The sequence below is a fragment of the Nocardia thraciensis genome (genome assembly GCF_054782435.1).
The window spans coordinates 40884-49547 of sequence record NZ_BAAGSM010000009.1 but is presented as its reverse complement, the minus strand read 5'-3'; the positions used below and the strand labels follow the sequence as shown (position 1 = coordinate 49547).

The 8664-nt window shown below is 68.6% G+C and carries 8 protein-coding genes; 2 read left to right on the top strand and 6 right to left on the bottom strand.

Going from position 1 to position 8664, the window contains the following annotated elements; all coding sequences use genetic code 11:
- Position 1 precedes the first annotated feature (1 nt).
- Genes ACYVLQ_RS02645 through ACYVLQ_RS02635 form a run of 3 tightly spaced genes read right to left on the bottom strand, consistent with a single transcriptional unit; the run spans position 2 to position 4455 of the window.
- Positions 2–1621: a WXG100 family type VII secretion target gene (locus ACYVLQ_RS02645; RefSeq protein WP_460695743.1), complete on the bottom strand. Its 1620-nt coding sequence runs from the start codon at positions 1619–1621 to the stop codon at positions 2–4.
- Between the two features lie 15 nt (positions 1622–1636).
- On the bottom strand, positions 1637–3022 hold the full coding sequence (locus ACYVLQ_RS02640; protein WP_460695742.1) for a hypothetical protein: 1386 nt from the start codon (positions 3020–3022) through the stop codon (positions 1637–1639).
- Positions 3019–4455 (bottom strand): hypothetical protein, encoded by a 1437-nt coding sequence (locus ACYVLQ_RS02635; RefSeq protein ID WP_460695741.1) that lies wholly within the window; start codon positions 4453–4455, stop codon positions 3019–3021. The genes ACYVLQ_RS02640 and ACYVLQ_RS02635 overlap by 4 nt, the downstream gene beginning before the upstream one ends.
- Positions 4456–4717: 262 nt before the next feature.
- On the opposite strand from ACYVLQ_RS02635, the gene ACYVLQ_RS02630 reads away from it, so the two are divergent.
- Positions 4718–5164: a hypothetical protein gene (locus ACYVLQ_RS02630; RefSeq protein ID WP_460695740.1), complete on the top strand. Its 447-nt coding sequence runs from the start codon at positions 4718–4720 to the stop codon at positions 5162–5164.
- 2 nt (positions 5165–5166) lie between these two features.
- Here the strand turns inward: ACYVLQ_RS02630 and ACYVLQ_RS02625 are convergent, their stop codons facing one another.
- Positions 5167–5895: a hypothetical protein gene (locus ACYVLQ_RS02625; RefSeq protein WP_460695739.1), complete on the bottom strand. Its 729-nt coding sequence runs from the start codon at positions 5893–5895 to the stop codon at positions 5167–5169.
- A 430-nt stretch (positions 5896–6325) separates the two neighbouring features.
- Here ACYVLQ_RS02625 and ACYVLQ_RS02620 point away from each other — a divergent pair, with 430 nt between their 5' ends.
- Positions 6326–7408 (top strand): GAF domain-containing protein, encoded by a 1083-nt coding sequence (locus tag ACYVLQ_RS02620; RefSeq protein WP_460695738.1) that lies wholly within the window; start codon positions 6326–6328, stop codon positions 7406–7408.
- Here the strand turns inward: ACYVLQ_RS02620 and ACYVLQ_RS02615 are convergent.
- Complete coding sequence (locus ACYVLQ_RS02615; RefSeq protein ID WP_460695737.1) at positions 7405–7923, bottom strand: MauE/DoxX family redox-associated membrane protein; 519 nt, start codon at positions 7921–7923, stop codon at positions 7405–7407. The two genes, ACYVLQ_RS02620 and ACYVLQ_RS02615, sit on opposite strands and share 4 nt — an antisense overlap.
- A complete protein-coding gene (locus ACYVLQ_RS02610; protein WP_460695736.1) occupies positions 7920–8366 on the bottom strand; it encodes a S26 family signal peptidase in 447 nt (148 codons plus the stop codon). The genes ACYVLQ_RS02615 and ACYVLQ_RS02610 overlap by 4 nt, the downstream gene beginning before the upstream one ends.
- Positions 8367–8664: the final 298 nt, after the last annotated feature.

Here is an 8664-nt window from a genome sequence, read left to right as displayed (position 1 = left end):
CCTACCTCGCCGACACAGCCGCGTCGACCAACGCGGTATACAACACTCTCGCCTGCGGACTCGCCCCAACACCACGCAACACCACCTCAGCGAACGCAGCACTCAGCGCTCGGCACGGGTCGAAACCGATCTCACCGGCATCGGCGCCGGACCACTCCGCCCGCCAACGCCGGTACCCACGCAGCAGTTCGGCCAGCGTCGTATACCGCCCCGCCACCACACGCATGTACTCAGCGATCAAAATATGCTGAGCATCCCTCGCCACGACACCCCCACCAGCGAAGTCCAATGCCAGACCCAGTTCACGCACCGTAGCCCCGTACACCACCAGACCATCCGACCCGCCCGCCACCGTCTCCACCGCTTCCGGCTCGACCACGAACCCCGAACCAGCGGCCACACCAGAGGATTCACGGGCCACCCGCAGGTCGAGAGTGACCGACCGCACGATGGCGAAGTCCCTCTCTTCGCTACGCCAGCACACACCCTCGGCGACATCGTCCAGCTCCGCCACCGCGACGACATCGAGTTCGATCGCCGGATAGTCGGTGAGCACTCGATCGATGGCCGCCGCGAACTCACGCACGACGGCCTCGTCCAGACCGGGCAGGTCGAAGCCGACGACCTCCACCCCGTGCCGCTCGGCCAGACTGCGCGCCAGCCACCCGAGCGCCGCGCGCGCACCGGGTCGACCGACCGGCCGTTCCGGGGGCCGGTCCCGCTCGCGCGCTGATGGCTGCCCCTCGCCCGGCTTCGACGCGCGCGGCGGGGCGCCGACCCGTGGATTCGACGGTCCGTGGACATCGGCCGCGGGCCCGCCGGGCGCCACGCGCGGCGGCCTGGTCCACGGCGTGACCGTGCTGCCCGCGCTGACCGCACGACCGGGTCCCCGCGTGGGCCCGGCGCCCGGCGCAGGCGCGGCACCCGGAGACGGTACCGGCGGTGACGAGGGTCGGCGGGGCCTGTCGGGGCGCACACCACCACCGCCGGGTCGGCTCGACGGCCCGGCCGAAGACTGCGCGCGCTGCGGAGCGTCCCGCGGCACGGGTTGTCCCGCAGGCCCTTCCGAGGGCGCCTCCGAAGATGGTTGTTCGGTGCCGGGCCTCTGGTGGGCGGCGGCGGGAGTCGGCGCGGGCGACGCCGCGACCGGATCGGGCGTCGTCGAAAGCGATGGTGGCGGAAACGATGACGCCGGAATCGCTGGCATGGACGGCGACTCGGCCGGATCGGAGGCCAGCGGCGGGGCGCCACCCGACAGTGGCGCCGTACCCCCGCCCAAGTCCGGAGCCGTGCGAGGCGGCTCGTCGGCCGCACGAGCTATCGCACCGGCTCCCAGCTGATCCTGGGATTCGATGTTGTGCATGGCACCGCGAATCCCGCGGGCCGTGTCTCGCAGGCTTTCCTCCATAGCCCGCAGATTGGCCAGCAACTGATGGGCGTGGGGCTCGAAATTCGCGGCGAACGCCGTGCCCAAATCGTCATCGCCCCAACAACCCTCGGCAGCGGCCAGGCAGTCCCGCAGCCCGGCATGGGTCCGGCCGACCCGGTCGCCTAGTTCCGCGAGTTGCTCACCTTGCCGACGAAGAGCATCGGGATCCACCTGAAACGCGTTGTGCACCATGCCAACCGCCTTCGGTCATGCTCGGCCGTCACGGCGGAGCCGGAACCGCTGCGCGAAGCCGTCGGTGTAGGAAGATGTCGGTACCGACGTGCTCGAGCGCTCCACCACACCGTCGTCGGCGACGTAGAACACCGCGCGGTCCACAGCGATCTCGTCGTCGCGCATCGGCGCGGACACCATCCAGCCGACGCCGAGGCGCTCGGCGGTCAACGCCGACAACGGATATCCCGTGGTGTCGGAGCCCGCGCGACGGATGTGATCGCGGACCAGGTCGATCGCCGCGACCTCGGTGATCGTGTCCTCGTGCGCCGCGACGCCCGCGACCGTGAACTGGAACAGGGCACTGTCGACGTCCGCCCGACCGTGGTCGCCGCAGGCGCGCACTACAGCCTCGCGAGTCACCGTCCCGGCTTGTGCGGCCGACACCAGAAACTCGACAGCTTCCGAGGTGCCTCCCGCCCCACCGTCCACCAGGCGACCGACGACACCGGCCACGCTGTCGACCGTCCAGACCGCGGGCAGCGCGGGTGCGCACTCCATCATCGGAGCGGACTCTCCGCGAAACCACCGTCCGGCCTCCCACCAGTAGCAAAAGGTCAGCAGACCCGAGGACACGCGTGGGTTGAGCACCGGATCCGCGACCCAATCCGGCGCTCCCGCAAAGAAATCCGGCATCGCGGCATCGTCGTTGTAGACGGCTTCCAATATCGGCGCGTTCCATACGCCACCCGACAACACCGCCCGGTCACCCGGCAGCACCGCCAGCGTCGAACCACTGCGCGCGGCACTTTCGAACAGACCGACGGCGGGAGCCATCCGCGGCCCCCGTGCCGACCCGACGGCCACGAAAGCCGCCGACAACACCGCCCAGCGGGCCCACAGCACCGAGAGGTCCGGCAGTTCGTCCTGCACGACCGTCGCCCGCACACCCGCCAGCCCATCCGCCCGCATCCGCTCGGCGGCGCGGCGCGGCGGCCGCGACTGCGGTTCGCCTCGTCCGACATAGGCGGCCAACCACACCGGCAGCCGCTCCCGCGGATGGGCATCCAGATCCGCTAGATAGGCGTCCGGTGCGAACAACTGCTCACCCGGGAACGGCTCCGCCCCATGATCCGCGACCACCTCGGCACCCGCCGCGTCGATCCGCACCAGCAATCGCCACCACGGCCCAGCATCCGACAGCACGGAGATCTGCCGATGCCTGCGCACCGCCTCCCACACCGCGTCCGGCACTCGGCACCGGACCGACCGCGCGCCGTCGTCGGCCGTCAGCAGTGCCGCCTCGGCGACAACGGTCATCGCGAACCAAGCCTCCAACCGCTGCCACCCCGGCGCCGCCGCCTCGCGCAGTGAGTCGGCGATCCGCTCGGCCTGCTCGGTGAGATCCCCCGATACGGTCACCCCGCACCCCCACCCTGGCGCACTCGGTAGCGCTGCCGGAAACCCGTCACGTACTCCGACGGCGCGATCGATGACGACGAATGCTCGAGTACGCCGTCGTCGGCGACATAGAAGATCGCCCGGCCGATCGCGATCTTCCCGCGCGGCACCGGCGCGTACACCATCCAGCCCGCATCGATCCGGTCGGCGGCCAAACCCGACGGCGGATAGTCGGTGGCGTCCAGCCCGCGATCGGCGATATAGGAGCGGACGCGATCGATCGCCTCGGCGGGCGGCATCTCCGGCCGCACCGCCCGCCGCACCGAACCCGCCATCGAGAGCTGATACAGAGCGGCGTCGACATCGAAGAGTTCCTCGTCTTCGAATACGTCGGCCACCGCCTCCCGGGTGACGACGCCGCCCTGGGCGGCCGAGACCAGCGCGTCGGACGCGTCGCGCAAACGCTGGTCCGGCCGATCGGTGACCAGGCTCGACACGATGTCGACCACGGCGTCGGCAGTCCACACCCCCGGCACGGCCGGGCCGGACTGTTCGGCGGCAGGCGAATCCCCTCGGAACCATCGCCCGTCGTCCCACCAGTAGCAGAAGGACAGCAGCCCGGCCGCGGCCCGCGGGTTCAGCACCGGATCCGCGACCCAATCCGGCGCTCCCGCATAGAAGTTCGGCATCGCGGCGCCGGCGTTGTACACCGCGTCCAGCTCGGGCGGATTCCACACACCGCCCGACAGCACCGCGTACCCGCCCGGCAGCAGGTACACCGTCGACCCAGCGCGCCGGGAACTTTCGAACCAGGCCAGCGACGGCAGCATGCGCGGCCCGCGCTCCGAACCGGTGGCGACGAACGCCGCGGACAGCACCGCCCATCGCGCCCACAGCACCGGGAGATCCGGTAGTTCGTTCGTCATCGCCGTCGGCCGCACCCCGGCGGCCCGGTCGGCGCGAACGGCGGCGACGGCCGCTCGCGGGCTGCGCGCCTGACGGTCGGAGTGACCGAGGTAGGCCCCGAGCCAGACGGGCAGCCTGCGCCTCGGGTATGCCGCCAGATCCGCTCGGTACACCTCCGGAGCGAACAGTTGCCCGTCCGGAAACGGCTCATCCCCGAGGTCGTAACCGAACTCGGGCACGCCTCCCTCGGTGGACCACAGCAGCAACCGCCACCACGGCCCCTCGTCGCGCTCCGCCGACAGCTCGCGGTGCCGCCTGACCAAGGCCGCCGTCGACGCCGGAGGATCCACTCGTACCGACCGGTCGCCGATGACGAAGACGATTTCCGTCGCCTCCCCGCCGACGGCGACAGCGAACGCCGCCCGCACCGACCGCCATCCCCCCGGACCCGCCGACACCACTTCGGCGGCGATCTGCCGCTCCACGGCGGCCATCTCGTCGTCGACACGATCGGCCGCGGCGTCGGGCAGTCGCTCCTCAGAATCCATCCGACCAACCCTCTCCCTGCCGACACCGATCACATCTATGACAACTGCCTGGGGCCGCGAAAGGTTGGGCCTGTCATCCAGCTCGACCTCGACATTCGAGCACCGCGCCGATTACCTACGGGCTGCCGATGCGGCGGCCCGTCGCGCATGTGCCATGATGACCCGGCCCAGCCGCTGTTCAGTGAGAACGCGGCTGTGGATGGTGTCGGTCTGCAATCGAATACGCCCCGAGTGTCGATCCATTCGTAAGGAAGTGATTTGCGTGCCGTTCGAAAAAACCCCCGTCCGCGGTGGAATCGCAGTGGCCGCCGCCCTCGCCGTCATATCCGTAGGAGCCGGTACAGCCGCTGCCGCCCCCGCGTCCGCGGACCTCGGAGTCCTGCACAGTCTCGGCGATGTCTGTTACGGCCAGGCACGAACCGGGATCTCGGCCGACCGGCCCGGCACCGCCCGCTTCGGTGTGAGCTGGGTGAAGTACACGCCCACGTTCGGCACTCCGTGCAATGTCACGGTCTTCGCGAACTGGCGCAATCTGGATACCGGTGCGTCCGGCAGCGTCGGCGTGCCCGTCTCGGACGGCACGTCGTGGAATCAGACCCCGAACACCGACTTCGCCGAAGTGCCCACCGGCCCGGGTCGCATCAGCGTCACCGTAACCACGGACCGACCCCACATTCCGGCGGGCCCGGCGGAAATTCAAGTTCCCTGACCTCACTGTGCCGCCAACTCGATTGCCTTGCGCGCCACGGCGATTGCCCGCTCCTTGGCATCGGGGTAGGTCACTCCGCGGCCGGTCCAGGTGACCTGGGCGGTCATATTTCGCAGTTGCACCGCCACCGTGGCGCCCGTGTCGGTGTAATGCGTGGTCGACGCGGCGGCCGCTCGATCGCCCAGGGCGGGAATGTCTTCCAGCGGCGAACCGCCCCATTTCGGGTCGGACATCCGCTCGGTGGCCGTCTGGTAGTGAGCCTCGGCGTCGTCGATGGCCTGCACCTCGACGGTGGCGTACCGGCTGTCGCTGCGCCACGTACAACTCTGCGCGGACCGCATATCGTTCTGGAGCGGGTTCATCGGCCCGAGCAGGTCGGATTCCGGCATGTGCGTGGACAGCGCCCGGCACAGGCCGCTGAGGTCGATGGCCATCGTTTCCGCCGACGTGCTCGATGTCATTGCCGCACTTGTCGTATCGCTCGACCCGGCACCGGTCACCGCTATCGCTGTCGCCACCCCTGCCAGCGCGGCCGGGATGAGGAACCCGAGGGCCCCGGGCCTGCGGAACAACGGCTTCCCCGGATCCAGGGGCTTTCCGGGCATTCCCGGAACCGGCGGCGCCAGCCGTGCGATATCCCGGTAGGGCAGGACGTTGAACAACATGGTCGCCGCGTTGATGAACATCGAAAACGGCCCCCACCAGCCGAGCCATACATTCTCCAGCGTCATCCGTCGATAGATCGCGAGACCGCAGTCCCGGCAGAACGGACCGGTACTGCTGAGGAATGTCATCCACAGCACCCGCCCGCGGTGCCCTCGAATGGTGACCGGCGCGGCAGGCGTACCCCCGCACCGCACGCAGTACCAATTCTGTGGTACCACAGGCTGAACCGAGGGTCCCGAATCAGCCACCATGGCAATGAGAATAGCTCTCGGCCGCCCGCGACAAAACATTTCGAGCACGGGAACAACGCTTCACGAACTACCGATGCGGACCGCATACCTATGCGGCGATAATGCCGGTTCTCGCGAGGAAACATGCATGCGGACTTTCATAAATACCTAATGGACGACACGTCGGGAAGCGACGACCAACCTTTTGGTAGTTCCATCGGTCTTTGTAGACATGAACCAGTGGAACGTTAGCACGGCGGGGCACGTGTCCGCGGTGAACCAGTGGGTGACGGTGGAGACACTGTCCGCCGCCGCGATATCGGTGGCCTCGGTGGGCGACGCGCCGCGAGGTTTCGCCGATGTGCGTCGCGTGCTGCAACGGCTCCTGTCGAAGACCCCCGAACATTCGCACGGCCTGACCACTCGGCACATCACCAACGCGATCCACGCGGTGCATCAGCGGGCCGCGGCGGTGGAGCTGGCGATCCCGGTGCGCGTGAGCCGACTCCGGCTGGTCATCAGGCCGGTCCTCGGACCGACGCGGCAGGTACACGCGGTTCGCTTGTGGTTGGGGGCCGCCGATGTGCCGGTGCCCGAACCCCGACCGGCGGCGGGGTTCATCTGGCGGGCGGACACTCAGATGATTCATCTGCCCGAGCGAATCGGACCGCTGCTCGGGATGGACCTCCACACCACACGGTGCTCCATTGCCGAACTGTTCCACCATATTTCGGGGTTCACCCGCCATGCGGAGGTGCTCGATCTCCTGTATGCCCCAGCCTCCGGCGACAAGCTGCAGTTCGATGTCGTCCTGAACCGTGGTTCGGCCCGTCCCGGGCATTGGCGGATCACGATTCGCGCCCGCGACAACGACCGAGCCGGGGAAGTCTGGTGGCTGGCCGAGGATGTGACCGCGGATGCCACGTCGTCGACGAAGCCGCTGCTGGAGGAGGTCGGGCTGCGCGAGGCACACCGACGGGCCGGTACGCACCTCGCGATCGTGCACCTGCCGTACCCGAGCATCGCCCACTGGCTCACCGAACCGGCCGCCTGGATCCGATGGAACTCGCTCCCGCGGCCCGTCGAGGTATTCCATCCCGAGGACCGGGCGGCGTTGTCCGGCCTCGCGGATCGCCTGCGCTCCGGGGAGACCGCCGCCATCACCGTGCGAACTCTCGCCCATGACGGCGGGTATGCCCGCACCTCGTTGTCCCTCTACCCTTATCCCGGGTACTCGACCCACCAACTCACGATCGCGCAGTTCGTCCCCGTCCACGATCGGTCGGTCTCCGAAATGCCTTGCGGGGCAGCCGTAACCGTGGCGGCCGGGCCGTCGGCGATGGGCTAGCGCAACAGCTCGACCAGGTCGTCGAGCCGCACGGTGAGCAGCACACACGCGGCCACGGCCGGGACGATGACGGCGATGCCGACCGGTTCGTAGTGGTGGGTACCGACAGCGACATCGAGCGCTACCGCGGCCGCCGCCACGGCCGCGAGCACGATGTTGCGAATCACATGCCGGATGCCGATCGGTGTGTCGGAAGCCCCGAAACAACGACAGGGCGCCGCGGCGCCGCGGAGCAACGCACGGACGAGCGCGACGGTGAAGCACACCAGCACAGCCACGGCCATGATGAGACCGAGGCGACGCGAGGGTTCGAAGACCATCGCGCACACGACGGCGATCTCGGCCGTAATCGTCCCCACCGCAACCACTTTCGCCGGTCGACCGGGAGCGGACAGCAGCGCGGCGGTCGCCGTGACGAATTCCTCGAATGCCGTCCGGCTACGCAGTTTTCCGGCCAGCGACACCAGGAACACTCCGGCCAGCACGCACCGGCAGGCCAGCACGGCGTAACTCATACGACGCCACCGTTGGTCCAGGTGCGGCAGACGAAGGTGCCGACGAGACCGTCGATCGGGTACGGGCCCCAGTTGCGGGAGTCGGCGCCGAATGGGTTGTCCCCGAACATCACCACCGAGCCGACCGGCACCACGCCGGTGTCATCGGTGACCGGAACGCCTGCGGGCATCGGATCCCCGGGGAGCGCGACCACGCGTTTGACATGCCAGTCGAGGCATTGCCAGTCCGTCCCCTGCGCGGTGTCGGGCGCGCGCATCACCGCGATATGCCCCCGGCGTAGATCCGCGGGTTTTCGTCGGCGCACCAGCACACGGTCGCCATCCCACAATGTCGGCTCCATGCTCGCACCCGTGACGTGCACCGACACCAGTGCCCGCCGGACGGCGAGGAGTATTCCCGTCAGAATGGCCGCCACGAACAGGATGGTGGTATTTGCGCGCATTCCGACTCCCTTTCCCACCGCCTTTGTCAGGCGTGGCACCCATTCTTCTCACCGGTGGTGGCTGCTCGATCCTAACTTCCCGATATCATTTTGTCACCGTCGGAAGGTCCGGCGAGATTCAGGGGTTTCGAATATGGTCCAGACAGTACGCAGGGTCGGCGACAAGCTGTTGAGCAAGCTCGTTCCGCAACTCGAGGCATCGGCCTGTACCGCACCGGAGCTTGAATGCTGGTGCGATAACGACAGTATCGAGATGTCATATTGCTGTCAGGAATGCCGCTACTGTCCCGGCAGCGGC